This is a genomic window from Arthrobacter sp. TMP15, from assembly GCF_039529835.1.
Classification (GTDB): Bacteria; Actinomycetota; Actinomycetes; order Actinomycetales; family Micrococcaceae; genus Specibacter.
The window spans coordinates 2,419,409-2,445,656 of the sequence record NZ_CP154262.1 but is presented as its reverse complement, the minus strand read 5'-3'; the positions used below and the strand labels follow the sequence as shown (position 1 = coordinate 2,445,656).

General features: G+C 56.8%; 23 protein-coding genes. 16 read left to right on the top strand and 7 right to left on the bottom strand.

Annotated elements, in window-relative coordinates; genetic code table 11:
* The first annotated feature begins 1 nt into the window (after position 1).
* From ilvN to metG, 4 genes are all read left to right on the top strand, one after another.
* Positions 2-514, top strand: a complete 513-nt coding sequence (ilvN, locus tag AAFM46_RS10805; protein WP_283528030.1) for an acetolactate synthase small subunit — start codon at positions 2-4, stop codon at positions 512-514.
* 91 nt (positions 515-605) lie between these two features.
* Positions 606-1,631 (top strand): ketol-acid reductoisomerase, encoded by a 1,026-nt coding sequence (gene ilvC, locus AAFM46_RS10800; protein ID WP_283528028.1) that lies wholly within the window; start codon positions 606-608, stop codon positions 1,629-1,631.
* 319 nt (positions 1,632-1,950) lie between these two features.
* Positions 1,951-3,546: a phosphoglycerate dehydrogenase gene (serA, locus tag AAFM46_RS10795; RefSeq protein WP_283528026.1), complete on the top strand. Its 1,596-nt coding sequence runs from the start codon at positions 1,951-1,953 to the stop codon at positions 3,544-3,546.
* Positions 3,547-3,683: 137 nt separating this feature from the next.
* Positions 3,684-5,258, top strand: a complete 1,575-nt coding sequence (metG, locus tag AAFM46_RS10790; RefSeq protein WP_343317725.1) for a methionine--tRNA ligase — start codon at positions 3,684-3,686, stop codon at positions 5,256-5,258.
* 94 nt (positions 5,259-5,352) lie between these two features.
* On the opposite strand, the gene AAFM46_RS10785 is transcribed toward metG, so the two are convergent.
* From AAFM46_RS10785 to AAFM46_RS10770, 4 genes are all read right to left on the bottom strand, one after another.
* On the bottom strand, positions 5,353-6,357 hold the full coding sequence (locus AAFM46_RS10785; RefSeq protein ID WP_283528022.1) for a type IV toxin-antitoxin system AbiEi family antitoxin domain-containing protein: 1,005 nt from the start codon (positions 6,355-6,357) through the stop codon (positions 5,353-5,355).
* Positions 6,358-6,532: 175 nt separating this feature from the next.
* The gene (locus AAFM46_RS10780; RefSeq protein ID WP_343317722.1) at positions 6,533-9,046 is read right to left on the bottom strand and encodes an ABC transporter permease; all 2,514 of its coding nucleotides are present in this window, start codon (positions 9,044-9,046) and stop codon (positions 6,533-6,535) included.
* 3 nt (positions 9,047-9,049) lie between these two features.
* Positions 9,050-9,802 (bottom strand): ABC transporter ATP-binding protein, encoded by a 753-nt coding sequence (locus tag AAFM46_RS10775; RefSeq protein ID WP_343317720.1) that lies wholly within the window; start codon positions 9,800-9,802, stop codon positions 9,050-9,052.
* A gap of 146 nt (positions 9,803-9,948) precedes the next feature.
* Complete coding sequence (locus tag AAFM46_RS10770; protein ID WP_343317719.1) at positions 9,949-10,641, bottom strand: FadR/GntR family transcriptional regulator; 693 nt, start codon at positions 10,639-10,641, stop codon at positions 9,949-9,951.
* 230 nt (positions 10,642-10,871) lie between these two features.
* Here AAFM46_RS10770 and AAFM46_RS10765 point away from each other — a divergent pair, with 230 nt between their 5' ends.
* The 4 genes from AAFM46_RS10765 (at position 10,872) to AAFM46_RS10750 (ending at position 15,259) form a co-directional block, all read left to right on the top strand.
* Positions 10,872-12,086 (top strand): aminotransferase class V-fold PLP-dependent enzyme, encoded by a 1,215-nt coding sequence (locus tag AAFM46_RS10765; protein WP_343317718.1) that lies wholly within the window; start codon positions 10,872-10,874, stop codon positions 12,084-12,086.
* Positions 12,087-12,152: 66 nt separating this feature from the next.
* Complete coding sequence (locus tag AAFM46_RS10760; protein ID WP_343317716.1) at positions 12,153-13,448, top strand: sugar ABC transporter substrate-binding protein; 1,296 nt, start codon at positions 12,153-12,155, stop codon at positions 13,446-13,448.
* Between the two features lie 6 nt (positions 13,449-13,454).
* Positions 13,455-14,426: a sugar ABC transporter permease gene (locus AAFM46_RS10755; RefSeq protein ID WP_343317714.1), complete on the top strand. Its 972-nt coding sequence runs from the start codon at positions 13,455-13,457 to the stop codon at positions 14,424-14,426.
* On the top strand, positions 14,423-15,259 hold the full coding sequence (locus tag AAFM46_RS10750) for a carbohydrate ABC transporter permease (RefSeq protein WP_283528008.1): 837 nt from the start codon (positions 14,423-14,425) through the stop codon (positions 15,257-15,259). Before AAFM46_RS10755 ends, AAFM46_RS10750 begins: the two co-directional genes overlap by 4 nt.
* Before the next feature lie 102 nt (positions 15,260-15,361).
* Here AAFM46_RS10750 and AAFM46_RS10745 read toward each other — a convergent pair whose 3' ends face one another.
* The 3 genes from AAFM46_RS10745 to AAFM46_RS10735 form a co-directional block, all read right to left on the bottom strand.
* Positions 15,362-16,069: a response regulator transcription factor gene (locus AAFM46_RS10745; RefSeq protein ID WP_283528006.1), complete on the bottom strand. Its 708-nt coding sequence runs from the start codon at positions 16,067-16,069 to the stop codon at positions 15,362-15,364.
* Between the two features lie 4 nt (positions 16,070-16,073).
* Positions 16,074-17,273, bottom strand: a complete 1,200-nt coding sequence (locus AAFM46_RS10740; RefSeq protein WP_343320436.1) for a sensor histidine kinase — start codon at positions 17,271-17,273, stop codon at positions 16,074-16,076.
* Between the two features lie 83 nt (positions 17,274-17,356).
* Positions 17,357-18,889: an SDR family oxidoreductase gene (locus AAFM46_RS10735; protein WP_343317712.1), complete on the bottom strand. Its 1,533-nt coding sequence runs from the start codon at positions 18,887-18,889 to the stop codon at positions 17,357-17,359.
* Between the two features lie 84 nt (positions 18,890-18,973).
* Between AAFM46_RS10735 and AAFM46_RS10730 the strand changes: the two genes are divergently transcribed.
* The 8 genes from AAFM46_RS10730 to AAFM46_RS10695 all read left to right on the top strand — a co-directional run bounded on the left by AAFM46_RS10730 (position 18,974) and on the right by AAFM46_RS10695 (position 26,228).
* A complete protein-coding gene (locus AAFM46_RS10730; RefSeq protein ID WP_343317711.1) occupies positions 18,974-19,492 on the top strand; it encodes a MarR family transcriptional regulator in 519 nt (172 codons plus the stop codon).
* A 44-nt stretch (positions 19,493-19,536) separates the two neighbouring features.
* Positions 19,537-20,649, top strand: a complete 1,113-nt coding sequence (locus AAFM46_RS10725; protein ID WP_283528000.1) for a polyprenyl synthetase family protein — start codon at positions 19,537-19,539, stop codon at positions 20,647-20,649.
* Positions 20,650-20,651: 2 nt separating this feature from the next.
* The gene (locus tag AAFM46_RS10720; RefSeq protein WP_343317709.1) at positions 20,652-21,557 is read left to right on the top strand and encodes a squalene/phytoene synthase family protein; all 906 of its coding nucleotides are present in this window, start codon (positions 20,652-20,654) and stop codon (positions 21,555-21,557) included.
* On the top strand, positions 21,554-23,209 hold the full coding sequence (gene crtI / locus AAFM46_RS10715) for a phytoene desaturase family protein (protein WP_343317707.1): 1,656 nt from the start codon (positions 21,554-21,556) through the stop codon (positions 23,207-23,209). The genes AAFM46_RS10720 and crtI overlap by 4 nt, the downstream gene beginning before the upstream one ends.
* Positions 23,206-23,577 (top strand): lycopene cyclase domain-containing protein, encoded by a 372-nt coding sequence (locus AAFM46_RS10710; RefSeq protein WP_283527995.1) that lies wholly within the window; start codon positions 23,206-23,208, stop codon positions 23,575-23,577. Before crtI ends, AAFM46_RS10710 begins: the two co-directional genes overlap by 4 nt.
* Positions 23,574-23,882 (top strand): lycopene cyclase domain-containing protein, encoded by a 309-nt coding sequence (locus tag AAFM46_RS10705; protein WP_343317703.1) that lies wholly within the window; start codon positions 23,574-23,576, stop codon positions 23,880-23,882. The genes AAFM46_RS10710 and AAFM46_RS10705 overlap by 4 nt, the downstream gene beginning before the upstream one ends.
* The gene (locus AAFM46_RS10700) at positions 23,879-24,730 is read left to right on the top strand and encodes a prenyltransferase (RefSeq protein WP_343317701.1); all 852 of its coding nucleotides are present in this window, start codon (positions 23,879-23,881) and stop codon (positions 24,728-24,730) included. The genes AAFM46_RS10705 and AAFM46_RS10700 overlap by 4 nt, the downstream gene beginning before the upstream one ends.
* 100 nt (positions 24,731-24,830) lie before the next feature.
* Entirely contained in the window at positions 24,831-26,228 is a 1,398-nt protein-coding gene (locus tag AAFM46_RS10695) for a deoxyribodipyrimidine photo-lyase (protein ID WP_343317699.1), read from the top strand.
* Positions 26,229-26,248 lie beyond the last annotated feature (20 nt).

Sequence of the window (26,248 nt, the reverse complement as noted above, 5' to 3'; positions counted from 1 at the left end):
CATGACTCGACATACTCTTTCCGTACTGGTTGAAGACAAACCCGGTGTTTTGACCCGTGTGGCAAGCATGTTTGCCCGCCGCGCGTTCAATATCAACTCCCTAGCAGTTGGCCCCACAGAGAATGCCGGAATTTCCCGCATGACAGTTGTGGTTGATGCTGACGGTGAACTGATTGAACAAGTCACCAAGCAACTGAATAAACTAGTCAACGTCATCAAGATTGTTGAACTTGTTTCAGAGAATTCCGTACAACGGGACCACATTCTGGTCAAGGTACGGGCGGACGCCGCTACGAGATTGCAGGTAACCCAGGCTGCAGATCTCTTTAGGGCTTCAGTAGTTGATGTGTCCACAGACTCATTGACCATCGAAGCCACCGGTTACGCGGACAAGCTTGCAGCATTGCTCAACGTCTTGGAGCCATTTGGCATCCGAGAAATCGTGCAATCAGGCACCTTGGCCATCGGGCGGGGATCCCGCTCCATGAGCGATAGGGCGTTGCGCGCCTCATAGCGCACACCGTCCGCACACGCCGGCCCATGCGACCGGCATGAAATACTTTTCACCATTGGCAACACACACCATTCATTCAAGGAGCAATACAGTGACCGACATGTTCTACGACGACGACGCAGACCTCTCCATCATCCAGGGTCGCAAGGTCGCCGTCATTGGCTACGGCAGCCAGGGCCACGCACACGCACTGAGCTTGCGCGATTCAGGTGTTGACGTTCGAGTGGGCCTCAAAGAAGGCTCCAAGTCACGTGCCAAGGCAGAGGCAGAGGGCCTGCGCGTCCTCAGTGTTGCAGAGGCAACCGCAGAAGCCGATCTGATCATGATCCTTACACCGGATCAGGTTCAGCGCTTTGTTTACGCAGAAGAAATTGCACCGAACCTCAAGGCAGGCGACGCACTGTTCTTCGGCCACGGCTTTAACATCCGCTACGGTTACATCCAGCCGCCGGCCGACGTTGATGTTGCCCTCGTTGCCCCTAAGGGTCCGGGACACATTGTGCGCCGCGAGTTCGAAGCCGGCCGCGGTGTGCCGGACTTGATCGCAGTTGAGCAGAATGCCACAGGCAAAGCACGCGAGCTGGCACTGTCCTACGCCAAGGGCATCGGTGGAACCCGTGCAGGCGTCATTGAGACAACGTTCACCGAAGAGACCGAAACGGATCTGTTCGGCGAGCAGGCGGTTCTTTGCGGCGGTGCTTCACAGCTGGTTCAGTACGGTTTCGAAGTATTGACCGAAGCCGGTTACAAGCCCGAAGTTGCTTACTTCGAGGTCCTCCACGAGCTCAAGCTCATTGTTGACTTGATGGTTGAAGGTGGCATCGCCAAGCAGCGCTGGAGCGTTTCCGATACAGCAGAGTACGGCGACTACGTCTCCGGTCCTCGCGTGATCACCCCCGAGGTGAAGGAAAACATGAAGGCTGTCCTGAAAGACATCCAGAATGGCGCGTTCGCCAAGCGTTTCATTGACGATCAGGACAACGGCGGCGCCGAGTTCGCTGCGCTGCGCAAGCAGGGCGAGGACCACCCGATCGAGGCCACCGGCCGCGAACTGCGCAAGCTCTTCTCCTGGATCAAGACCAGCGATGACTACACAGAAGGCTCCGTAGCCCGCTAACGCAGCTTATCTATCAACCTTCGACGACGGCGTCTGCCGGACCTGCCTGGTCCAGCGGACGCCGTCGTGCTTTGCCACTGCAGACACAGTCTTTGCGGAGGTCAACACACGCTGGGCGCACGCTCGGCGCACGCCCGGCGCACGCTGAATTTGCTGTGTGACCTACATCGCTTGCGACGTACTTTGTTGCAATTGTTACGTCTGATCAAACCGGCCTCCCATAAACTGAAGCCCGTCTTTTGTTGTTGAATTAATAAGACAAGAACCAGTCACCAAGAATCTCCACAAGATTACAATCGAAAGCTAAAGAGGTCACCAGGTGAGCGCCACCAAGCCAGTAGTACTCCTCGCTGAGGAACTGTCACCCGCCACGATCGAGGCCCTGGGGCCCGATTTTGAGATCCGACATGCAGACGGCGCAGATCGCTCCGCTTTGCTTTCCGCCATTGTTGACGTTGATGCGATCCTGGTTCGCTCCGCAACGCAGGTAGACGCCGAGGCCATCGCCGCGGCGAAGAAACTGAAGATCATTGCACGTGCGGGTGTGGGGCTGGATAACGTTGATATCAAGGCCGCAACCCGGGCCGGGGTCATGGTGGTCAACGCACCAACATCGAACATCGTTTCTGCCGCCGAACTGACAATCGGTCACATTCTTTCCCTGGCCCGGCACATTCCGGCCGCCAGTACCGCGCTGAAAAATGGTGAGTGGAAGCGTTCCAAGTACACCGGAACCGAACTGCTGGAAAAGAAGCTCGGTATCATTGGTTTGGGCCGTATCGGCGCCCTGATCACCGAGCGCGCCAAGGCATTTGGCATGGAGATCGTTGCCTACGATCCCTACGTCACCTCAGCACGCGCCGCCAGCCTGGGAGTACAGCTCCTGTCCCTAGACGAGCTGCTGGAGCAGTCGGACTTCATCACCATCCACATGCCCCGCACCCCAGAAACACTGGGCATGATTGGCACCGAAGCATTCGCCAAGATGAAGAAAACCGCCTACGTCATCAACGTGGCCCGTGGTGGTTTGATCGATGAAGCTGCCCTGAACATCGCCTTGCGCAACGGTGACATTGCCGGAGCTGGCATTGACGTATTCGTCAAGGAACCCGCCACCGACGTTGACTTCCTGGGTCTGGATAACGTCATTGCCACACCCCACCTCGGAGCCTCCACGGATGAAGCACAGGAAAAGGCTGGCGTCTCCGTTGCCAAATCAGTACGTCTGGCCCTTGCCGGCGAGCTGGTTCCTGACGCCGTGAACGTGGCCGGTGGCGTCATTGCCCCCGACGTTCGCCCCGGTATCCCGCTGATTGAGAAGCTGGGCCGGATCTTCACTGCACTGTGCCACGCTTCTGTCACCGCCATTGATGTTGAAGTTGCCGGTGAAATTGCCGCCCACGATGTCAAAGCCCTTGAACTCTCTGCACTTAAGGGTGTCTTCAAGGATGTTGTTTCCGAGCAGGTCTCCTACGTCAACGCACCGGTTTTGGCCGAGCAGCGCGGCATCAAGACCAACCTGATCACCACCTTGGAGTCTGCTGATTACCGCAACGTGCTGACTATCCGCGGGGCGCTCTCGGATGATTCGCAGATTTCCGTTTCAGGTACTTTGACGGGCCCGAAGCAGATTCAGAAGATCGTTTCGGTCAATGGCTATGAACTTGAAATCCCGATGAGCGATCACCTCTTGGTGATCGCCTACGCGGACCGTCCCGGCGTTGTTGGCGCGTTGGGTCGCCTGCTGGGGGAAAACCAGGTCAACATTGCCGGCATGCAGGTTGCTCGCCACACAGAAGGAGGGCAGGCGCTGGCCCTGATCACGGTTGACAGCTCCGTGCCGCAGTCACTGTTGGAAGCCATCAAGGTTGAGATCGGTGCCACCATGGCCCGCGAAGTGGACCTGGAAGACTAATCTCCACACCTCTTCCTAGGTACAACAACGGCGCGGTCCCCACTTTGGTGGGGACCGCGCCGTGGTTCACTTTCCAAGCGTGGACATGCGGTGTTCCAGGAATCTACGTTTAAGGATTTTCACGGTAAATTCATAGGGTGAGAACTACTGACTCGGCCAAGACGCCTTACTACCTGACAACCGCCATCACGTACCCCAACGGCGTTCCGCACATTGGGCACGCGTACGAATACATTGCTACCGACGCCATGGCCCGGTTCAAGCGCCTTGACGGTTTTGATGTCATGTTCCTGACTGGCACAGATGAGCACGGTATGAAGATTGCCCAGACGGCTGAAAAAGAGGGCCTCACGCCCAAAGAACTCGTTGACCGCAACGTCACAATTTTCAAGGAAACCCATGCGGCCCTTGGCATTAGCTATGACCGTTTTATTCGCACCACCGACGCCGATCATTATGCCGCCTCTCAGGCCATCTGGCAGAAGATGGAAGAGGCCGGGGATATTTACTTAGGCAAGTACGAGGGCTGGTACTCGGTTCGTGACGAGGCCTACTACGGCGAAGATGAGACGGAACTGCGCGAGGACGGAAACCGCTACTCCAAGGTCACCGATACTGTACTGACCTGGACCGAGGAGGAAAGCTACTTTTTCCGACTCTCCAATTACCAAGACAAACTGCTGGCACTATACGACTCTGTACCCGAATTTGGTGCCCCCCGAACGCGCTTCAACGAGGTCATCAGCTTCGTCAAGGGAGGGCTAGAAGACCTCTCGGTTAGCCGGACCACATTCGACTGGGGAGTGCCGGTTCCTGGCAACGACAAACACGTCATGTATGTCTGGGTTGATGCGCTGACCAACTACTTAACAGGTGTGGGCTACCCTGATGTGGACTCAGAGGCTTTCAAAAATTACTGGCCGGCAGATGTTCACGTCATCGGCAAGGATATCTCCCGGTTCCATGCCGTGTACTGGCCGGCATTTTTGATGTCCGCCGGACTTGAATTGCCCAAGCGCGTAATGATCCACGGTTTCCTGCACAACAATGGCGTGAAGATGTCCAAATCGCTGGGTAACGTGGTGGCTCCTGCCGACTGGGTTGCCCAATACGGGTTGGACCAGGTGCGCTTCTTCTTGCTGCGTGAAGTTCACTTCGGGGCCGACGGCTCCTACAACCATGACGCTGTGGTGGGTCGTATGAACGCTGACCTGGCTAATAACCTGGGCAACCTAGCCCAACGTTCACTGTCCATGGTGGCGAAGAACTGCTCAGGTACCGTGCCTGCCCCTGGTGCATTCACCTCTGCCGACGAGGAGATTTTGGCTGCTGTACATGGGCTGCTTGAGCACTCACGCAACGCTTATGAGGTGCAGGATTTCCATGGCTCGTTGGAGAAGATCTGGCTTGTTTTGGGCGACACCAACGCTTACTTCGCCGAGCAGGCCCCATGGGTGCTGCGCAAGACTGATGTGGCGCGGATGGAAACAGTTTTGTACGTGACATTGGAGATCCTGCGCATTGTTTCGATCCTCATCCAGCCCGTGATGCCTGACGCGGCCGGTAAGCTGCTGACAATTTTGGGCCAGGGCACCGAAGCAGAGGATACGCTTCGCCAGTTCACGGCCATTTCCACTCCCTTGGTGGCCGGAACCGTGCTGCCCGCTCCGACGCCGATCTTCCCACGGTATGAGGAGCCGGCCGAGGCGTAGTCTTCCTTATTACCTAAAAGCCGCCGGTTGCGGATAAAGCCACCCCGCGCGCGGTGGCTTTATCCGCAACCGGCGGCTTTTGTGGTGGGCGGCGCTATTTTTGACGCAGTCCCGCTTCGCGTAAAAGGTAGATGAACCGTTCCCTGTTCATCATTTCCTTCCAATCCCAGCGCACGAAACCATTTCCTTGGGCACGGATCTGGTTCTCACGTTGCTTTTCCTTCAACACGCGTTGTTGAATGCTGAGCCCACCTCCCCAATCACCGCGCAGGTACTTGCCCTTGCCATCAAATTCACCCACTATTTTCTGCTCCTCGAACCAGAAGTCCACAAACGCGTTGCTGCCATCACGTAGTGTGAAATGTTTTTGCAGTACGGGCGCGGGGAATCCCCATTGGTGCATTTTTGCACGGCTGATCGACTCGCCGGCCGATCCTGAGAGGGAGGAGCTGAAGTTGATGATGGCAAGGGCTCGTCGCTGCGCGGCCTTGGTGGGTAGGAGCTCTGCTGAGTTCACAAGGTCCGCAAGCTGTAATGGCGGACCTTGTGGGTCTGTGCTCTGCCATGTTGGCTCGGTGAAGTCCGACTCCGAACCTGCGGGAGTGAAGTGATTGAGCATGTAGTTGCGGTTTGGGATGCGCAAACTTGAGTCGCAGATGGCCACCGCGGAGGGAAAATCAAGTGACAGAATCAGTTGCATGACGGTTGTAATTTTGTCTGTTAGTAAGAACGGGCCACAGCGCAGCATCCCTTCAGTCATCGAACCGCGGTGACGGACCACCCCGTTCTTGGACCGGCCGCTGGTCATAACATCCGTCATGACGTGCAGCTTCTGGGGTGTTCGCACTAGCCAAAGACCCCATAGGAGCCCAGCGGTGGCATGCGTAAAAACGGGCTGTCGCAGTGTTTGTTGTTGGTAAGCGAGCGTCTTCATGCCGTATTTTTGTGGCAGATTGAGTTCAGTCCACTCGGTAGATTTCATATAGATGCCACGCCGTAGGCGTGTCAGCTCACCTTTATTGGTAAGCGTGACAAGTGCGCGGCGGTCTTGTCCCACCTTTTCAAGATCGGCCGGACGGATCAGGCGTGGCAAGTTCATACATCCGAGCGTTCCACCCGGAGAGCGAGAGTGAAAGAGGCACGGTTGCAATTGTGGATAACTCCCGGCTGTGCACAACCTCGACCCATTGGGTAAAGCCGCCGGTTGCGGATAAAGCCACCCGGCGCCGAGTGGCTTTATCCGCAACCGGCGGCTTTAGCGCTGCAGGAGCCGCTCAGTCCATGGCCATTCCCTCAACAGGTGAGAGCTTCGCAGCGCGGTGAGCCGGCACTACTGAGGCCAGGAGACCGGCAACGCCAGCTACGAGCACCACCAGCAAGATTTGACCCCAAGGGACCATGACTGGGACGTCGGCAAAGTTGCCTAGGGCCGATTGCGCGCCAGCCCAACCGTAGATGACGCCCATGAAGGAGCCTATGAGCGCGGCAACTCCGGCAATCAGGACCGCTTCCAGCGCCAACATGCCTCGCAGCTGACCTCGTGTGAGACCCAAGGCCCGCAGTAAGGAATTTTCCCGGGTCCGTTCCAACACGGACAATGACAGCGTGTTCGCCACGCCGATCAGCGCAATGAACACGGCCACGGCCAGCAGCCCTGTAACCACAAGCAGCAACATATCGATGATCTGGTTGAACATGGCCTTCTCCAGAACGGCACCGCTGACCTGGTAATCGTCAATATGCAACGCACTGGCCAGAGATGTGCGCAGATCCGTTAGGGCGCTAGCATCTAGTGACTCGTCAACGGAAATCCATAGGGGAGCAATTTCTTGGCTGTGCAGCGGGTCGCCGGCATCCAGCGCAGGGAAGCTCGCCAAGGAAACCAGAGCATTTGAGCCATCGGTTGTGGCCGGGGTTGCGCTCAGAGTGGTTGTTTGAGTTCCGGCGGCCAGACTGACCGAGGTGCTTTGGAAACTCTTGGGCAGTACTGCTGATGTAGGGCCGGGACGGTTGGCGGGATTCGCCAGTAAAGCCAGCGCATCGGACTCTGATATTGCGTAGGCAGGCAGCTGCGTATCCCCGACCACTATGGAACCAACCAGCTCCAGTTTGGCAATATGCTTGACGCCTGGGAGTGCCGCTGCTGCTGCGATATCGGCCGGCGAAATCGGGGTTGCCCCGGGATAGCTCTGGGCGGTGATATCTACCGGATAACTGCCGTCAAGCTCGGTATCAAAGGCGTGTCTGGCTGTTGCTGCGCCAGTCATCATCATGGTTACAAGAGTCACTCCAATGAGGAGGGCTGAGGCCGTTGCCGTGGTCCTACGCGGATTCCGCACCGCGTTGGCGGCGGCCATTCGCCCCGGGACCCCGGCGGGACGAGCCAGTATCCCAGCTAGTGAGACCAGCTGGGGCACAATGAGAGTGGCCATCATCAGGATGCCTATGAAGGAGGCAGCTCCGGCGGGCAACGCCAAGAGTAGGTTTGCGCTCAGGCCGCCAACAACCAGCCCCACGCCGCCGAGCAGCGTGAGCACAATCCCGATTATTAGACGTGCGCGGCCGCCAGCATTCTGCAGTGAGGCGTCATCAACGGGCCGCAACGCAGCCAGAGGTGCCACAGCTGTTGCAGCTCGGGCGGGAACTAGAGCGGACAGTACCGTGAGCGAGGTTCCTACCACAAGCCCGGCAATGATGGCCGACGGCGGTACCGCCAAAGTGGCAAAGGTGAAGTCAGGGTTGTTGGCCAGCAGCGCCAAGATCAAGGCCATGATACCCGCCGCTGTAAGAACACCCAGTATCGAGGCCACGAAGCCCACAATGAGTGCTTCAACTATGACGGAGTTGCGAATCTGTTTCCGGCTGGCTCCAATACAGCGCAACAGTGCCAACTCCCGAGTCCTCTGAGCAACCAGCACGGAGAACGTATTGGAGACCACCAATGCCGAAACTAGCAAGGCAACGGCGGCGAATGCCAACAAGATGATGGTCAGTTGGTCCTGACCCCCTGTGAACATGGCCACCATTTCAGTGGTCTTTTCATCCGCTGTCAGGATTGTTGTTGCAGGACGGTCCAGACTGGTGGAGAGCGCCGATTTGGCCTCATCCACGGTGACACCGGGTTTTAGCTTCATAGCGATGCTGTCAAAGTTAGCGTCGCCGGGCGCAATGGTGCGCACAGCGGCCAGTGTGCCTACAAATTGCGCGGAGCCCTGCAACATGGGGTTTGTGGAGGAGGCCATGATGCCGGTGATGCTTGCCTGCAGACTGGTTGCAGCAGCGCCACCGGTGGCATCTGCGGAGGCAGTATTACTGCCGGATACGGCCTCACCTTTCACAGTTACTTTGCTACCTATCGTGAGGGAATTGCGCTTGGCGGTTTGCGCATCCACCACCACCTCGTTCTTACTGGAGGGCCATGCTCCCGAAAGCAACGCGAGAGGCTCCAAGGCTGAGTTGTCCGGCATATTCCGGAAGGACGCGCCAAGGGAAGTGTTGCCTAGATCAGACTGGGCATACACCGAAATCAGGGGGTAGGACTGAGCCACCAGTGAAGATGAGGCAACCATTTCAGCCGAACTCGCCGTCAACAGTTGCTCGTTTGTGGGGGAGATGAGCAAATCGGCTGATGCATATTCCTGGCCGATGCTGGCCTTCAAGGATGCCTTTGTGGAGGCATTGACCATCAGTGTTGCCGAAAGAAATGCGACCGCTAGGAGCACGGCCAAAGTAATGGCGATAAACCGCCGCGAATGAGTTTTAAGTTGGCTCAGGGAAACGTGCAACACGACTTATGCCCCCAAGGAAGCCAGCGAAGCCAGCACCGACTCGGCGGTGGGATTCTCCAACTGGCCCACCAGTTCGCCGTCGTTCATCAGAACCACGCGGTCAGCATAAGAGGCTGCCACCGGATCGTGGGTGACCATAATAATGCTCTGACCCATCTCCCGGGATGAGCGGCGCAACATGCCCAGGACTTCGGCGCCGGAGCGCGAATCTAGGTTTCCGGTGGGCTCATCGCCGAAAATGACATCGGGGCGGGTGAGTAGAGCTCGGGCAACGGCAACACGTTGTTGCTGGCCTCCGGAAAGCTCGTGCGGCTTGTGTTTGAGCCTGTCGGTTAAACCCAGCGTGGTGGTGATGAAGGTGAACCATTCCTTGTCCACTGTGCTGCCTGCCAGGGCCACCGGTAAAGTGATGTTGGCTTCTGCGGTCAGGGTCGGGACTAGATTGAAGGCTTGGAAGACGAAGCCAATCCGGTCCCGGCGCAGTTGTGTTAAAGCCTTGTCGTTCAGTGCGGTTAGCTCGGTGTCGCCTAGATGGATGGTGCCTGAAGAGACTGAGTCCAGGCCAGCCAAACAGTGCATCAGTGTTGATTTTCCGGAGCCTGAGGGGCCCATGATCGCGGTGAACTGGCCGGCGGGGAAATCCAGATCCACGTTCTTCAGCGCGGTCACCTCTGTCTCGCCTTTGCCGTAGCTTTTACGCAATCCGCGGGCCTGAACCGCTAGCGTACGTTGTTTTTGCTCTGTTGTGATGATCATGGTTTCAGCCTATTTTTTTTACTGGCTTGGCGGATCGGAGTAAGGGTGGATATGAGGGTAGGGTTCGACGCCGGAACCTCCTACCAGGGGTGGAGTGCGGTCCCGGAGGGGCCAGTTTGGGTCCATAAAATGGGCCGGAGCCGGACCTAGCGGTCAAGGTCGGGCGCGGGCCTGAGTTTCTTAAGCCAGAACTCCGTCTGCGCAATGTGCCCGGCGGTCGCTGTGGCTGCGGAGGAAGGGTCCCGATTTCTAATCGCTTCAACAATGTCCCGATGGCCCTTGTTGCTGGCCTCGCGCACGTTCGCTCCCTCAACGCTGTCAAAAACATTGAAATGCCGGCCTCGGGACCGAAAAAGACCCATCAATGAGGTCAGAGTTGAATTGCCGCCAGCGGCACAAATCGCTTCGTGGAAGCGGGCATCTAAGTCGGAGATGTCAGCGGAGTTCTCGGTGGCCTCCATTTTGGCCACCAGATCATCCAATTCTGCCATGAGCTCAGGTGTTGCCCGGGCCGCTGCCCCGGCGGCAGCATGTGATTCCAAGGAGCGGCGTATTTCGAAAAGTTCAAGAACGCTGTCAAAGGGGAAAAGGTCCACTAGCAACGCGAAGCCCTTGAGGATCTGTGCCGGTTCAAGGGAGGAAACATAGGTTCCAGAGCCGTGTCTAGCTTCCATAACGCCCAAGGCAGACATGGCGCGGATTGCCTCGCGTAGGGAACTACGCGAAACACCAAGTTGTGCGGCCAGTTCGCCTTCGGGCGGGCATTTCTGGCCAGGCAGCAGCTCACCGGATGCGATCTTGGCCCGTAACCCGTGCATGGCCGTCTCCACTGCGCTCATCGGAGGTCCCTTTCGGTAACTGTTATCATGGTCCTTCGAAATCTACAGACTCATCATATGTGTTGCAAAAGTCCTCATATGTCTTCCAAGTATTTTCCAACAATAATGGCCTAATTGCTGGCAAATAGAGTAAGTCATCGGACAAGTTTTCTAATTCATCTCTTGTCTTCATTCAAAATGTGAGGTAGCTTACTGATGAATCGTTATCAGCCGCCAACAGAAAGTACTCCGTGGCTTCTTCTTGCAGCACAGCACCATCCGCGCTTCTGACTCCGGAGGGGCAGCCCGCCCTGACTGATTGGTCGCTGAGCGCTGACAAACTTCATCTCAACCATGGTTCGTTCGGCGCCGTGCCCCGTGCCGCTCAGGAGCACCAGCTGGCCTTGAAGGCTCGCATGGAGGCCAACCCCTGCACCTGGTTCATGGGCCAGTCGGTAGCCTTGGCCACCACCCGCCAAGAAATTGCTGACTTCCTTGGCGTGGCTGCCAATGACTTGGCTTTGGTCCCTAATGCCAGTGCCGGCGTCAGTGTTGTTTACAATTCTTTGACCTTCGCCGCCGGCGCCCAGATTGTGACCACAAATCATGCCTATGGTGCCGTTCTAGAAGGTGCGCGCCGGGTCGCCCGCGAATGTAACGGTGAGGTGCGTGTGGCCGTCGTGCCGCTAGAGGCCGATGCGGCCAAGAGCGCTGAACTGATCATGGCGCAGGTGACCGAGCGCACGGCCCTGATCGTGATCGATCAAACCACCTCGGCTACAGCGCGTGCTCTTCCGGTGTTGGAGATCGCCCGGGCCGCCAAGAAATTAAGCATCCCGTTGTTGGTGGACGGGGCACACTCACCCGGGGCTGAAGCTGAGCCCGTGCCGGATTTTGAGGGCGTTTGGGTAGGTAATTTGCACAAATTTGCGTGCGCTCCTCGGGGAACGGCAGCGGTTGTGGCTCGCGGGCCTTTGCGTGAACTATTACACCCGCTGATCGATTCCTGGGGGTTCCCGCACGCATTTCCAGAGAACTTTGATCATGTGGGCACTCAGGATGTCAGCCCGTGGATGGCGGCCAAGACCGCTTTTGACACCATTGAAACCCGCTATGGGTGGGATGCTGTCCGTAGTTATTCCTGCGCCTTGGCAGATTACGGCCAGTCCATTATCCAAGATGCCCTCACCGCCAAGACGGGGCAGGATGCAGCGGTCGACGTCGGAATGCAGGTTGGTCAGTTGCGGCTGGTCAGGCTTCCCCAAGGGTTGGCAACGACGCACGAGGATTCCCACGCCGTACGTGCCTGGATCTCCGAGGTTCTGAACATTGAAACCGCTATCACCACTTTTGGCGGGGCCGGCTTCCTGCGGCTTTCGACCCATGTCTACAACACGGCCCGGGATTATGAATACTTTGCCGAACGAGCGGTCCCTGAACTTTTCCGGCTGGCACATCTGCGTTAGCCACGCAGAACCGCTCCCTGTAGCTCTCCGCAAGACCCACCGCCGCTACACTATGAAAGGCCTCCCATGAAAAAGAAAATCACTACCGTCACCGCCTTGGGCGTTGCCGCAGTTCTTGTCCTATCCGGCTGTGGCGGAGGTAATTCCTCTGCAGAGGGCACGGTCACCCTAAAAATGGTTGAGAGCCTGACTAATCCCACCCGAACGGACACTTTAAAATCACTCTTGGCAGGATTTGAAAAAGCTAATCCTGGTATCAAGGTGGACCTCATCTCACCACCAACGGACTCGGCAGATCAAAAAATCCAGCAAATGCTGCAGTCTGGTAAAGGCATTGACGTGGTTGAAGCCCGAGACATCACGGTTGGCTCCTTCGGCGCGAATAAGTGGTTGTATGACATGAGCGCGGATCTGAAGGACTGGGACGGCTGGACGAACCTCACAGATAACGCAGTTAACTATTCCAAACAAGACGGCAAGACCTACTACATTCCCTATGGTTTCTACGGGCTCTCGCTGTTCTACCGCACGGACTTGGTGAAGGAGGCAGGGTTCTCCGGACCACCGGCGAGCTGGCAGGACCTCCTGAAACAGTCAGAAAAGCTGAACGAACCCGACGCCAATAAGTTCGGCTACGCCTTCCGCGGAGGACCCAATGCCAACTCCAACGCCGTCGCCGTAATCGAGGCCTACACAGCAGATCAGATTGATCTAGAGAATGCTTTCAAACTCAACAACGGAAAAACCATCTTCTCCGCTCCCGAGGCACAGCAGGCCATGGATGACTACTTGGAGATTTTCAAGAAAGGATCTCCGCCGTCGTCCGTGGCATGGGGCTACCCGGAAATGGTTCAAGGCTTCAGTAACGGTTCCACAGCATTTCTGCTCCAGGACCCTGAAGTAATCGCCACCATCAAGGAGTCAAAATCCATCAAGGATGACCAGTGGAATGTTGCACCATTGCTTGTTGGCCCCACTGGTAAAGCCATCCAACCGGTAGCAACGGCAGGCTGGGGTATCGCTGAGTCCAGCACCGCCAAGCCAGAAGCCATCAAACTCATCAAGTACCTCTCTCAGGGCGAGCCGGCCACCCAGTTCAGTAAGGACAACTCACTGGTCCCGATTCTGAAATCTGCTGCCGAGGATCCGTTTTACAGCACAGGCCCCTGGGCCGCATACGTCACCATGACCGAGAACCCAGAGACTTACATTTCGGCCGTACAGCCCCGTGGCGTGGCTTGGTGGACCGAATGGATTAAGAAGTCCGACGGCGAACTGCAGCGCGTTCTCACCGGCAAGATGACCACCACGGAACTCTTGGCCAGCTGGGACAGCTACTGGACCGAAAAGATGGCGGGCTAGTCACCTGTGGCACTGAAAGCTAAGCAGGAGGGGGTGCGCGGGCAGAGCCTTGCCGGCGCACCACCAGCACCGCAGACTGTCTACTCCCGGAAGAAACGGTTCAACTCCAGGACCGCACTGACGCTACTGGCCTTCATGGCTCCCGCAGCAATCTTTGTTGGCATCTTTACCTACTATCCAATGATCTCGGGCAGCCAGATGGCGTTCCGTCATTGGAACCTTAACGATCTTTCCGACACCTCATGGGTTGGTTGGGGCAACTTCGTTACTCTTTTCGAGAATCCAGAATTTGGCACTATTGTTCGCAACACTGTTGTCTGGGTGGTTGGTTCGTTGGTGCCCCAGGTGGTTATCGGGTTTGCGCTGGCATTGTTCCTCAAACGGCGTTTCAGATTTCGCAGCGCATACCAAGCGCTCATCTTCTTCCCATGGGCCGTGTCCGGATTCCTGATCGGTATGCTCTTCCGCTGGATGTTCAACGCCGAGTTCGGCGTTGTCAATGATCTTTTGATGAAGACGGGGCTGACGGACTCGCCCATCCCGTGGCTGGCCGAACCCAGCTTCGCCATGACCGCCATCATTGTGGCCAATATTTGGTACGGCGTGACGTTCTTCGCCATTATGATTCTGGCCGCGCTGCAGTCAGTCTCCGAAGACATGTATGAAGCGGCGGCGATTGACGGTGCCGGGAAAATCCGGACCTTCTTGAGCATTACTCTGCCAGCCATTTCAGTCACGCTGGGGCTTACCATTCTCTTGCGCATTATCTGGATCTTTAACTTCCCGGATGTCATCTGGGCTATGACCGGCGGCGGACCGGCTGACCAAACCCACATCATCACCACCTACATGATCAAAATTACTCAAGAGGGTGATTACGGTCAGGCCTCGGCACTGGGCTTGATAGTGGTCTTTACCTTGATGTTGTTTGCCGCGTTCTACCTGATGGCCGTGCGTCCCCGAAAGGCAAACCGATGATCAATAAACAAACCGCTTTGGGGCGCACCACCAAGATCATCTTTTTGGGCCTCGCGTTGATTGTGACGATCTTTCCGTTGTACTGGATTGTTGTCACGTCACTGAAGGCTCCCGGAACAATCTATTCATTGCCCCTAGACTACTGGCCCAAGGAATTGTCCTTGGAGAACTACGTTGGATTGTTCACGAAGTCCGATTTTGGCCGGTACATGATCAACAGCTTGTTGGTGGCCACAGTTGCCGCCACGGTGGCGACCCTGATCTCCCTGCTCTCGGCGTATGTGCTGGCACGTTTTCAATTTTCGGGACGCGGCGCGGTCTTGGGAGCCTTTCTGCTGACCCAGATGATCCCGGGATTTATCGCACTAGGCCCGTTGTACATGATGATGACAAACTTCAATTTGGTTGATTCTAAAACCGGACTGATTCTTGTCTACATCGCTATCTGTATTCCGTTCTGCACCATCATGCTCCGTGGCTTCTTTGAAAACGTGCCGGATGCGTTGGAGGAGGCTGCCATGATTGACGGCTGCTCACGACTTGGTGCGCTCTTCCGTGTCTTGGTGCCCGTTATGATGCCGGGCATTGCTGCCAGCTTCATCTTCAACTTCGTCAACTGCTGGAATGAACTATTCCTGTCGGTGACATTGATGAATAGCGATGAAAACAAGACCATTCCGACGGCGCTTGCCGGTTTTATCTCCAGCTTCAACATTGACTGGGGTTCCATGTCAGCTGCCGCCGTGCTGACGGTTGTCCCAACCTTGGTTATCTTTGCCTTCGCCAGCAAATTCATTGTGCAGGGACTGACAGCAGGTGCAGTGAAGGGCTAACTCCAAAAAAACGGCGAATAGGGTGTCTCGACCACGAATCAAAGGGGTAGTTATCTCCAATCTCGAAGGGGGAGAGGGGTAGTTATCTCCAATCTCGGCGGGTTAGCGCGGGGAGACTATCCCAGTCTCATAGGCAATGACCACCACTTGCACACGGTCCCGGGCGTTCAGTTTGGCCAAGATATGGCCCACATGGGTCTTGACAGTGGCCTCTGAGACAAAGAGTTGAGTAGCGATCTCCGGGTTGGAAAGCCCGTTGGCAATCAACACAAACACCTCATGCTCACGGCCGGTGAGGCTGGCCACGGCTGCTGCGTTGGCGTCATTGGCAAGACTGGGTGCTGAGAGCATGGGTGCCACATGATCTAGGAGTCGCCGTGTGGTGGAGGGGGCAATCACCGCGTCGCCGGCAAAAACTGTTCTGATGGCTCCGAGCAGCTCTTCCGGAGGGGCATCTTTCAGAAGGAATCCACTAGCCCCGGCCTGAATGGCTGCCAACGCATATTCATCCAAGTCGAAAGTTGTCAGTACCACAATTTTCAGATCGGCCAGCCATGATCCCTCCGGGGCAGCATTGATCCGTTGCATCAATTTTCGTGTAGTTTCCAACCCGTCCATTCCGGGCATGCGCACATCCATGAGGACCACATCCGTGGCTGTCACGGCGAGTCTCTGCAATGCCTCGATACCGTTGCCGGCCTGCACCACCACGCTAAGATCGGCCTGAGAATTAATGAGCATGCCTAAACCTGAGCGGACCAATTGCTGATCATCCACTAAGGCAACGCGAATGGGGGAGTTAGGTGTCATGAGGTTAGTTCTCCGAATAGGGAATGAATGCTGTGATGTTGAATCCTCCACCGGGGAGCGGGCCCGCGCTAAGTTTTCCGTCGTAAAGCTTGACCCGTTCAGCCATACCGCGCAAACCGTTTCCGCCGGCGCCGGCAGGGGTTGGGCTGGAGGCTCCGCGGCCGTCGTCGTTCACACTAACTTCCAACCCGCGGGCATTCCACCCAAGATTGACGGTGGCTTGAACGTTGGGACCTGCGTGCTTCATGACGTTAGTTAGTGCTTCTTGAACGGCGCGGTACGCGGTGAGTTCGGCCCCGGCAGGCAGCGGGCGTCTTGAATCGCCAGTGACACTGTAACCCACGGGTAGTCCGGCTGCGCGGATACCCAAAAGAAGCTCGTCAAGGTCCATCAGGCCTGGCAGCGGGCGGGTTGAGGCCTCGGCGTCACCCCGCAACACGCCCAAAAGCCGGCGCATTTCTTGCAGAGATGAACGGCCCGTGGCGGCGATTGTGGCCAGCGTTTCAGGGGCAATCTCAGGATTGGCCACTGCTGCGTACCGGGCGCCGTCGGCCTGGGTGATGATGACGGAAAGAGAATGCGCCACAATATCGTGCATTTCGCGGGCAATGTGCGCACGTTCATCGCTGGCTGCCAGTTCGCGTTCATGCTGCGCTTCGATTTCCAGCCGGTTGGCACGGTCGGAGAGGGCTTGTTCGCGCAAGCGTTTGGTGCGGGTTAAATCCCCTGCTGTCCAGCTGAATAGGACTAATACCCAGACCGAAATGATGGTGACAATCCCTGATGGCAGATCTGCCAACGAGGTTGTCCCAAAGTTGTAAAAATAGCGGGTGACCAACAGGACGGCACCCACTAAAGCCAGGCCGAGTCCGCCTAGGCTGGCCCACCGGGGTCCGAACGCCGCAAGGGCGTAAACAACAAGAGGCACAGCAATATTGGCCGGTGCCGGAGGAACATGCAAGGCCCACTGCAGTAGCGCAACCCCCGCAATAAGGCTCCCAGCCAAGACAGTCCGTGTGCGCCGCCACGCTAAAGGAACCGCCAAGGCTGCGGCGAAGATGCTACTGACTAAAGTGTTAGAAAGGGCGCCAGGATAGCCCACGTCCGTCATGCTGAAGGGAAAAACCATCAGCAACAGGACAGCCATGAGAATAAAATCCACGGCAAACCGGTGCCGGCGGAACCAATCGTAGATGGAATGCATGATCACACCTCCAACTCTAGGTGGCGCGGGGTCACGCGGCATCCTGCCAGGGGTGGAGAGATGGAGTACCGGCTATATGAACCTCAGCGGCGGCCAGCAGCTGCCGTGATTCGGCTCGCCATGTTCTTGAAGATGATGCCGTGGAAAGGAAGCACTGCCAGCCAGTACAAACGCCCCCACAGCCCGCGGGGGAAAAAGACCGCTCGCTGGCGGAAAATACTCCCGCCAGAGTCGGGATCGGGCTTCCCCTGAGAACCGGAGCCTGAGTCACTGCCTGGGGCGCCGCCGTCGTCCGCTAACGGGGTGACCTCAAATTCAAGCCAAGCCCGGCCCGGGACAATCATCTCTGCTCGCAGCCGCAGCAGACGGCCGCGATCCAGGGTTTCTACCCGCCACCAGTCCACTGTGTCATTGAGCTGGAGATGGGTGGGGCTACGCCGTCCTCGGGTTAGACCAACCCCGCCTGCAAGCTTGTCCATCCAGCCCCGCACCGACCAGGCCAAAGGAAGTGAGTAGTAACCGTTCTCTCCGCCGATCCCTTCCACCACCGCCCACACTTGGCTGGCAGGAACATCAGTTGTTTTGCTTCGCTCATCGGTGAAGACTGTTAAACCTGCCCAGTCGGGGTCACTGGGTAGCGGCTCTGCGGGTGCACTCAGTGCGTGCGCAGTGGCCCACGTAGTTTCTACCGTGTCAGCTTCCATTTTATTCAGCGCTAGTTCCACCGCGTGTTTATAGGTGGTGAGGCCGCCGTCAGGTTCGGGAATGTAATTGGCAATGTCATTTTCGCTGGACACGCAGTCGTGTTGCAGCGATTCAACGAGGGGAATCGCCAGACTGCGGGGGACTGGGGTTACCAGGTTGACCCACTGGGCTGCCAACCATGGGGTCAGCACTGGCAGTGGAATGACTACTGGAGGCCGGAAACCCGAAGCCTGGGCATAGCGACGCATCATGTCCGCGTAGCGCAGAACTTCGGGCCCGCCAATATCGAAGGTCCTGTTGATCTGCGGTGGAAGCGTGGTGGCACCGACCAGGTAGTGCAGAGCATCCCTGATGGCAATAGGCTGGATTTTGTTCATAACCCATTTAGGGGCCGGCATCACTGGGAGAACATCTGTGAGGTGGCGGACCATCTCAAAACTTGCCGAGCCCGAACCAATAACAAGACCAGCCTGAAGAACCGCTGTGGGCGTGCCGGAGGCCATCAAGATATCGCCAACCTCTGTGCGGGAGGCCAGATGGCGGCTGAGTTTGCCTTTGGGGTGGAGGCCGGAAAGATAAACAAGGCGTTTTACCCCAGCCTCGCGGGCAGCCTTGCCCAAGTTCATGGCGCAGAGACGTTCTATCCGCTCAAAATCGGCAACCGCGTCCTTTGCTCCTGACATGGAATGGACCAGATAGTAGACAATCTCTGCGTTGGAGCACAGCTCGTCAGCCGTCTGTTCATCTTCCATGGAGCCTTCATCGACTTTCACCTGATCGTGCCAGGGGACGTCACGTAATTTGGTGCTGTTGCGGGTCAGCACGGTTACCTCATGTCCGGCGTCGAGGAGCAAAGGCACTAGCCGGCCACCAACATATCCGGTAGCTCCTGCAACAGCAATCCTGGCCATGTTCACTACCTCCGGCTCGACAAAACGACTTCGTTCCACCATTATGTAGTTAGATTTTCTTATAATCAAACTTTGGAGTCGGATATGGTCAATGGCCAAGGTATTTCACCTCGGGGCCAGATGCACCAGGCTTCGGTTTTGGTTCGCGAGATTCTCGTTCTGAACGAGGAAATGGAGTTCATCATGCGGCGTTCAATGGACGTCAATGAAACGGACTTTGCGGCAATGCAGCATCTGATGAAACGGATGTCGATGTCTCCGGGCGAGTTAGCCCAATTACTCCATCTGACCCCTGCGGCCACCACCACAGTGATCGATCGGTTGGTGAGCAAAGGCCATGTCCAGCGGACACCGCATCCCACCGACAGACGCCGCTCAGTGATCAGTCCAAGCCCGGAATCGGTCCGTGCAACCATGGAAAAACTCATGCCCATGATCTTGGCAGTGGATAGAAAAGCCCGCGGTTACGATGACGAGGGACAGCGGGTGCTAGTAGATTTCCTTAGCGGTGTGGTGGAATCGATTACCAGCCGCATTAGCGACCTCGAAGCCAAATTTCCAGACCTTACCCAGACCCAAGCACTAGCTAAAGGTGTGCAGTGATGCCAACAACCAATCAAGGTCCAGACACGTTACGAGGTGGAACCATGACGGATCGCAGGAGCAGCGTTTCGGCTGATAGACCGGCTTTGGGAGAGCCTATGATCAGTGCGGGGACGCCGGATTGGGGTTCTTTCAAGGTGCAGGTTCAGGCGTCATTACACGAGTATTTTGCCGGACACGAGGAGCGCGCACGCAACTACTCACCGGCGTTCAGCTCTCTTTGGAATCGGATGGCTCAGACCACCGATGGTGGTAAATGGATGCGTCCCAAGCTGGTTTATATGACATATTCGGCGTTTGGTGGCAGCAATCTGCGTGCCTGCGCAGACATGGCCGCGGCCTTTGAGATCCTGCACGCAGCATTGCTGGTGCATGACGACGTCATTGACAGGGACTTTATCCGCCGAGGCACGGCCACCATTGGCGCAAATTACCGGGATATGGCGGCCTCTCTTGGCCATGATGATGCTGACGCTGATCATGCCGGATTTTCCGCCGCCATTATTGCCGGAGATCTGTTGCTGACAGGATCACTTCGCTTGGCTACTTCGGCCGCACTGTCCCACCCGCACAGCATGCTGATCCTGGAAACCATGCACGAGGCAATTTTTGCCGCTGCCGCCGGTGAACTCGATGACTTGTTGTTCTCACTGGGGGGCTTGGATGCCCAACTGCCAGAAGTGCTGAACATGGAACGGCTAAAAACCGCTGTTTATTCTTTTGAAATGCCCCTGCGTGCCGGAGCGTTGTTGGCGGGCGAGTCGGTAGACACTGCCGATGCGTTGGCCTCGGTGGGCCGCGACATTGGCATTGCGTACCAAATCATTGACGATGTTCTGGGAACATTCGGCGAATCCGCCCAGACTGGCAAGTCGGTTGACTCTGACCTTCGCGAGGGTAAACGCACCATCTTGACCACCTTTGCCCAAGGCTCCCATGAGTTTGTAGCTGCTTTGGAGTCGTTCAAGGCAGGGCGGGCAAGCACGGATTCCATGCGTGAGGTCCTCCACCAACTAGGGGCGCAGGACTTTGCTGTGGGTCTGGCCGAATCCCTGGTTTCGGATGCTTTGGATAAGGCAGGGCAGCTGGAACTGCCAGAAGCGCTCTATTCCGAACTTTGCCGCATCTGCGATCACGTCCTGACAAGGAAAAACTAAGCATGGGAATGGATCCCTTAGGGCATTACTCAGATACCGCCACCCGCAGTGCAGGGGTGGTGATTGGCAGCTATTCAACCTCGTTTGGGCTGGCCTGCTGGATTTTGGGGCGTAAAGAGCGCCGCCACATCGAGAATATCTACGCTTTGGTCCGGATTGCTGATGAAGTGGTCGACGGCGCTGCTGCCGCGGCCGGGCTCGATGCGCAAGAAGTGTGTTGGCAACTTGATAATTTGGAACAGGAAACCGAAAAGGCTTTGGAGTGTGGCTACAGCACCAACATGGTGGTTCATGCTTTTGCCTTGACGGCGCGGCAGGTGGGCATTGATGCCCAGTTGACGAAACCCTTTTTTGCTTCGATGCGAACGGATGTGCTTGAAACAGTGCATTCCGCGGAAACTTTAGCGGAATACATTTATGGTTCTGCAGAAGTGGTGGGTCTTATGTGCCTGCAGGTTTTCCAAACCATGAAAGGCTCCGTGCCCGGTCATGAACAGGAGCTGATCCATTCCGCTCGTAGTTTGGGTGCCGCATTTCAAAAAGTGAATTTTTTGCGTGATTTAGGTGCTGACAGTGGTGACTTGGGCCGTTTTTATTTTCCCGGGTTGGACCCGTCTGTTTTCAACGATGCGCATAAACGCGAACTGCTGCAGGACATCCGGGACGACCTTGCTGCAGCCAGGGCAGGCATGGTGTTTCTTGCACCCCCGGCGCAACGCGCTGTGCGCTTGGCGCATGATTTGTTTCTAGCGCTTGTAGATCGGATCGGAAAAGTACCGGCCGCCAATCTGGTGAAACGTCGAGTCCGCGTGCCTGACTGGCAAAAAGTCTGTATAGCTTTGCGAGTATTCACCAGCACTACCCGGATCAACCCCCGCAAGCTTTTGCCACAGGAGGCACACCTATGAACCGAACATGCGTCGTCATTGGTGGAGGCATCTCAGGGTTAGCCACGGCTGGGCTCTTGGCAAGGGACGGGCACGCTGTCACGATTCTGGAAAAAGGGGATCAGCTTGGCGGCCGTGCGGGCAGGTGGGAAAGTGAAGGATTCAGTTTTGACACCGGGCCTAGTTGGTACCTCATGCCGGAAGTCATTGACCACTGGTTCGCCATGATGGGCACTAGCGCGGCTGCCGAGCTGGAGCTAGTCAGGCTGGATCCGGCCTACAAATTATGGAACTCCCCAAATTTGGTTGCCGCGGCCAACATCGGCAGCATCGGCAGTGACGGGAAAGCGCAGCCAGGCACGGACTCAACCGAAGTCCGGACAGGACGTGGACTGGCCACGGCCCTTTTCGAGTCCCAAGAACCGGGCTCCGGAGAAGAGCTGGAACGCTACCTGGACTCCGCCGAGCTGGCCTACAACTTGGCCAAAAAGCACTTTCTTTATGATCCATTTAGTACTCTTCGCGGCTTCCTTAGCCCTCAGGTTCTTCGCCATGCGCCCAGGCTTGCCAAGCTTCTGACGCAGAAGTTGCACGGCTTTGTGGCGGCACGCTTTACACATCCACTGCAACAAAAAGTGCTGGGTTATCCTGCTGTTTTTCTGGGCACCAGCCCCTACAAGGCGCCCTCTATTTATCATCTGATGAGCCATCTGGATTTACAGGATGGGGTGTTGTACCCGCAAGGCGGATTCGCCGCCGTTGTTGATGCGATGGAGCGTGTGGCCCGTACGGCAGGGGTAAATATCATCACCAGTGCCACAGCAACGCAGATTCTCACCAAAACGGCCGGGAAAAAAGCTCGCTGCGAGGGAGTTGCCTGGCAAGACAACGCCGGTGCTGGGCACAGATTGAGTGCCGACCTTGTTGTGGGGGCTGCGGATCTGCACCACGTAGAGACGGCGCTGCTTCCGGAGCCATTGCGCATGCGAAAAGAAAGCAAATGGGAGAAGACTGATCCGGGTATCAGCGCCGTCCTTGTCTGCCTTGGTGTCAGCGGCACCTTGGCAGAATTTGCCCATCACAACCTGCTCTTCACCGACGACTGGCAGGACAACTTTGCCCGCATCACTGATGGCCAGGCGCTTGCCAGCACCACGTCCTTGTACGTCAGTCGCCCCAGCGCCACAGATCCTACAGTGGCTCCAGCTGGCAGCGAGAACCTGTTTTTTTTGATTCCGGCCCCGGCGTTGACGAAGTGGGGGAAGGGCGGGCACGACGGCGCTGGCTCACCTGAGGTGGAAAAAGTTGCCGATGCGGCCATCGCCCAACTTGCCACGTGGACTAACACCCCGGATCTGGCAGAACGCATTGTGGTCCGGCGCAGCTACGGCCCAGCGGATTTTGAAGATAACTTCAACGCATGGAAAGGGAGCGCATTAGGCCTGGCCCACACCCTGACTCAAAGTGCGTTCCTGCGCCCGGGCAACAGCAACGCCAAGGTGGCAGGGTTGTACTATGCAGGAAGCTCCGTTCGGCCCGGAATCGGTGTGCCCATGTGCATGATCAGCGCAGAAATAGTGCTTAAATTGGTCCGCGGTGACACCACCGCAGGACCCTTGGATGCAGGACCCTTGGATGCACAGCCCTTGGATGCACCGGTGGATGCCACATGATTTATCTCTCTATTCTGCTGGCCCTGTTAGGGTGCATGGCACTTATCGATGCCCGGTGGAAACTGTTCCTCTTTGACAAGCCACTTGCCGGCGCCGCAGTCCTTCTTCTGGGTACAGCTTTTTTCCTGGCCTGGGATGTGTGGGCCATTGCTGTTGGCATCTTCTTACACCGCGATTCCCCGCTGATGACGGGGATCATGATCGGGGAGCAACTGCCACTGGAAGAAGCATTTTTCCTGCTGTTCTTGTGCTATCAAACGATGATTCTCTTTACCGGAGCTCAGCGAGTGCTATCGCGGGCAACTAAGCGTGGACGCCGGCGTGGAAACCACCAACCGGAACACCAACCAGGAGGTGGGCAGGGATGAATTTTCTTCAGCTCAATGCAATCTTCCTTTCGCTAGCTGCTCTGATCTTCGTAGCGGCCCTGTGGCGCTGCCCAAAGAAACGGACGGTGAGTACCGCTGTTCTTGTTTCTCTGCTCGTCATGGTGGGGCTGACGGTGGTCTTCGACAACCTGATGATTGCTTCGGGTCTCTTTGACTACGCTGGTGAGACGCTTAACGGTTTGCACATTGGTCTGGCTCCCATTGAAGACTTTGCGTACCCGCTTGGTGGGGTGCTGCTGCTACCAGGGCTTTGGTTGTTGCTGACAGGGAGGAAAAAATCATGAAGAATTTATTTGTGACTTCACGCCCTGTTTCTTGGGTCAATACGGCCTATCCCTTCGCAGCAGCCTACTTTTTGGTGACGGGACGGATCGACTGGGTATTTGTGGTGGGAACAATATTCTTCCTGATCCCTTACAACCTCTTGATGTACGGCATCAATGATGTTTTTGACTACGAATCGGATCTACTCAATGCCCGCAAAGGGGGAGTAGAAGGCGCGGTTTTGGACCGCCGCCACCACCGTTTTGTGCTCTGGGCCGCCGTCATTGCCACTGCACCATTTGTGCTGGTCCTGGCCACCCAAGGGGGTGTGGGTGCAAATATTGTTCTAACCGTATCCTTGTTCGCCGTAGTGGCTTATAGCGCGCCAGTTCTGCGTTTCAAGGAACGTCCGTTCCTGGATTCCATTACCTCAAGCACGCATTTTGTCTCTCCTGCCGTATACGGCTTGGCCTTGGTTAACGCTGAGTTTTCCCCCGCAGTTTGGGCCGTGTTATTGGCCTTCTTCCTGTGGGGCATGGCCAGCCATGCCTTTGGTGCTGTGCAGGATGTTGTACCGGATCGAGAGGCGAATATTGCCTCCATTGGTACAGTGCTTGGTGCCCGCTTCACCGCGTGGTTTTCCTTTATTGCCTACGCCATGGCGGGCGTGCTGATGCTATGGACCCCAGCACCCTTTGCTGCCGTGTTGGCCGTGCCTTACTTAATCAATGTTGGCCCCTATCTACGTGTCACCGATGCCACCTCCGCAAGCGCCAATGTTGCTTGGAAGAGATTCCTATGGCTGAACTACCTCACCGGATTCCTTGTCACGTTGACTTTGATCTGGCTGATTCTCCGAGGCAGCTAGTAATCGTTGCCCTGGAACCGCTCCGCTTCGAAGTGACCCAGTAACCAAGCGACCCAGCTACCCAAGCGACCCAGCTACTCAAGTACCGAAAGGCCTACTCATGAATGTCTCTATCGTCTGGTTCCGCGATGACTTGCGCGTGGCCGACAACCCCGCTTTACTAGCTGCTACCGGGGAAGGTTCCGCTGTGGCGCTCTACGTCCTGGATGAGGAGTCCCCGGGTATCCGGGCACTGGGTGGGGCCGTGAAGTGGTGGCTACACTACGCACTTGTAGACCTTCGAGCTGAACTTGCCCAGCTGGGTATTGAGCTAATCCTGCGCCGTGGCCCCGGCGTTGGGGTTGTCACCGAGTTGGCCGCCGAGCTGGGAGCGGGAGCCCTCTACTGGAACCGACGCTATGGCGGCCCGGAACGAGAGGTCGATGCAGCGGTCAAGTCCTGGGCGGGAGACAAGGGCATCCACGCCGAAAGCTTCCAAGCCAACCTTTTGCATGAACCATGGAAAGTGCGCACCGGGGCAGGTAATCCATATCAGGTTTTCACACCTTTCTGGCGAACAGTCTCCACCGAGGACTTCAGGGCACCGCTTGGCCATCCCGACCCCGGATCAGGCTTTGGCGCTCCGCTGCCAGAAAGCGATGGGCTAGAAAGCTGGAACTTGCTACCCACCACCCCCGATTGGGCCGGCGGGCTGCGTGAAAACTGGCAGCCCACGGCGGCGGCCGGCCATGAACTGCTGGCTGATTTCCTCAATGAGCGGGTAGGGGATTACTCTGACGCGCGCGACAGGCCTGACCAACGCGGAACAAGCCGGCTTTCACCTTACTTGCGTTGGGGGCAGCTGAGCCCGTTCCAGATATGGGCTGGACTGGCGCAGATCCGCCAGAGCGGTCCCACCTCCCATAGTTCCACGCCGGCTGGATCAACTGGTCCCGCCGTGTTTGCCTCCGAGCTGGGCTGGCGTGAATTTTGCTGGCACCAGTTGTATCACCACCCGGATTTGGCCACCACCAATCTGCGTCCACAGTTTGATCACTTTCCATGGCGGACTGCCGGTGGCGATGAACGTTCCGCCGAGCACCTGGCCGCTTGGCAGCAGGGTAAGACAGGAATCCCAATGGTGGATGCCGGTCAGCGGGAATTATGGCACACAGGGGTGATGCACAACAGAGTCCGGATGGTTGCGGCCAGTTTTCTGGTGAAGAACCTTGGCTTTGATTGGCGGGTGGGGGAGCAGTGGTTCTGGGATACTTTAATTGATGCGGATGCTGCCTCCAATCCGGCAAACTGGCAATGGGTAGCAGGTTCTGGTGCGGATGCCTCTCCGTATTTTCGGATCTTTAATCCGCTGACTCAGGCTAAGAAATTCGATCCTGCGGCGAAATATGTCAGCCGGTGGGTGCCGGAGGTTTTGTCCAGTGATTACCCGGAGCCTATTGTGGATCTGCAGGTCACCCGACGCGAAGCACTGGAAAGCTACGCATCCATTAAGGCCTAATCTCATTATGTGAGATGCTT

What these genes read in the sequence shown, in the direction of transcription:
- AAFM46_RS10740 (WP_343320436.1), bottom strand. Translation starts at nt 17,273, where the DNA reads ATGCATTCCATCTACGATTGGTTCCGCCGGCACCGGTTTGCCGTGGAT.
- AAFM46_RS10775 (WP_343317720.1), bottom strand. Translation starts at nt 9,802, where the DNA reads ATGATCATCACAACAGAGCAAAAACAACGTACGCTAGCGGTTCAGGCC.
- AAFM46_RS10785 (WP_283528022.1), bottom strand. Translation starts at nt 6,357, where the DNA reads ATGAACTTGCCACGCCTGATCCGTCCGGCCGATCTTGAAAAGGTGGGA.
- AAFM46_RS10760 (WP_343317716.1), top strand. Translation starts at nt 12,153, where the DNA reads ATGAAAAAGAAAATCACTACCGTCACCGCCTTGGGCGTTGCCGCAGTT.
- AAFM46_RS10730 (WP_343317711.1), top strand. Translation starts at nt 18,974, where the DNA reads ATGGTCAATGGCCAAGGTATTTCACCTCGGGGCCAGATGCACCAGGCT.
- AAFM46_RS10700 (WP_343317701.1), top strand. Translation starts at nt 23,879, where the DNA reads ATGAAGAATTTATTTGTGACTTCACGCCCTGTTTCTTGGGTCAATACG.
- AAFM46_RS10705 (WP_343317703.1), top strand. Translation starts at nt 23,574, where the DNA reads ATGAATTTTCTTCAGCTCAATGCAATCTTCCTTTCGCTAGCTGCTCTG.
- AAFM46_RS10750 (WP_283528008.1), top strand. Translation starts at nt 14,423, where the DNA reads ATGATCAATAAACAAACCGCTTTGGGGCGCACCACCAAGATCATCTTT.
- AAFM46_RS10725 (WP_283528000.1), top strand. Translation starts at nt 19,537, where the DNA reads ATGACGGATCGCAGGAGCAGCGTTTCGGCTGATAGACCGGCTTTGGGA.
- AAFM46_RS10695 (WP_343317699.1), top strand. Translation starts at nt 24,831, where the DNA reads ATGAATGTCTCTATCGTCTGGTTCCGCGATGACTTGCGCGTGGCCGAC.
- crtI (WP_343317707.1), top strand. Translation starts at nt 21,554, where the DNA reads ATGAACCGAACATGCGTCGTCATTGGTGGAGGCATCTCAGGGTTAGCC.
- AAFM46_RS10735 (WP_343317712.1), bottom strand. Translation starts at nt 18,889, where the DNA reads ATGGCCAGGATTGCTGTTGCAGGAGCTACCGGATATGTTGGTGGCCGG.
- AAFM46_RS10710 (WP_283527995.1), top strand. Translation starts at nt 23,206, where the DNA reads ATGATTTATCTCTCTATTCTGCTGGCCCTGTTAGGGTGCATGGCACTT.
- ilvN (WP_283528030.1), top strand. Translation starts at nt 2, where the DNA reads ATGACTCGACATACTCTTTCCGTACTGGTTGAAGACAAACCCGGTGTT.
- AAFM46_RS10745 (WP_283528006.1), bottom strand. Translation starts at nt 16,069, where the DNA reads ATGACACCTAACTCCCCCATTCGCGTTGCCTTAGTGGATGATCAGCAA.
- AAFM46_RS10770 (WP_343317719.1), bottom strand. Translation starts at nt 10,641, where the DNA reads ATGAGCGCAGTGGAGACGGCCATGCACGGGTTACGGGCCAAGATCGCA.
- AAFM46_RS10720 (WP_343317709.1), top strand. Translation starts at nt 20,652, where the DNA reads ATGGGAATGGATCCCTTAGGGCATTACTCAGATACCGCCACCCGCAGT.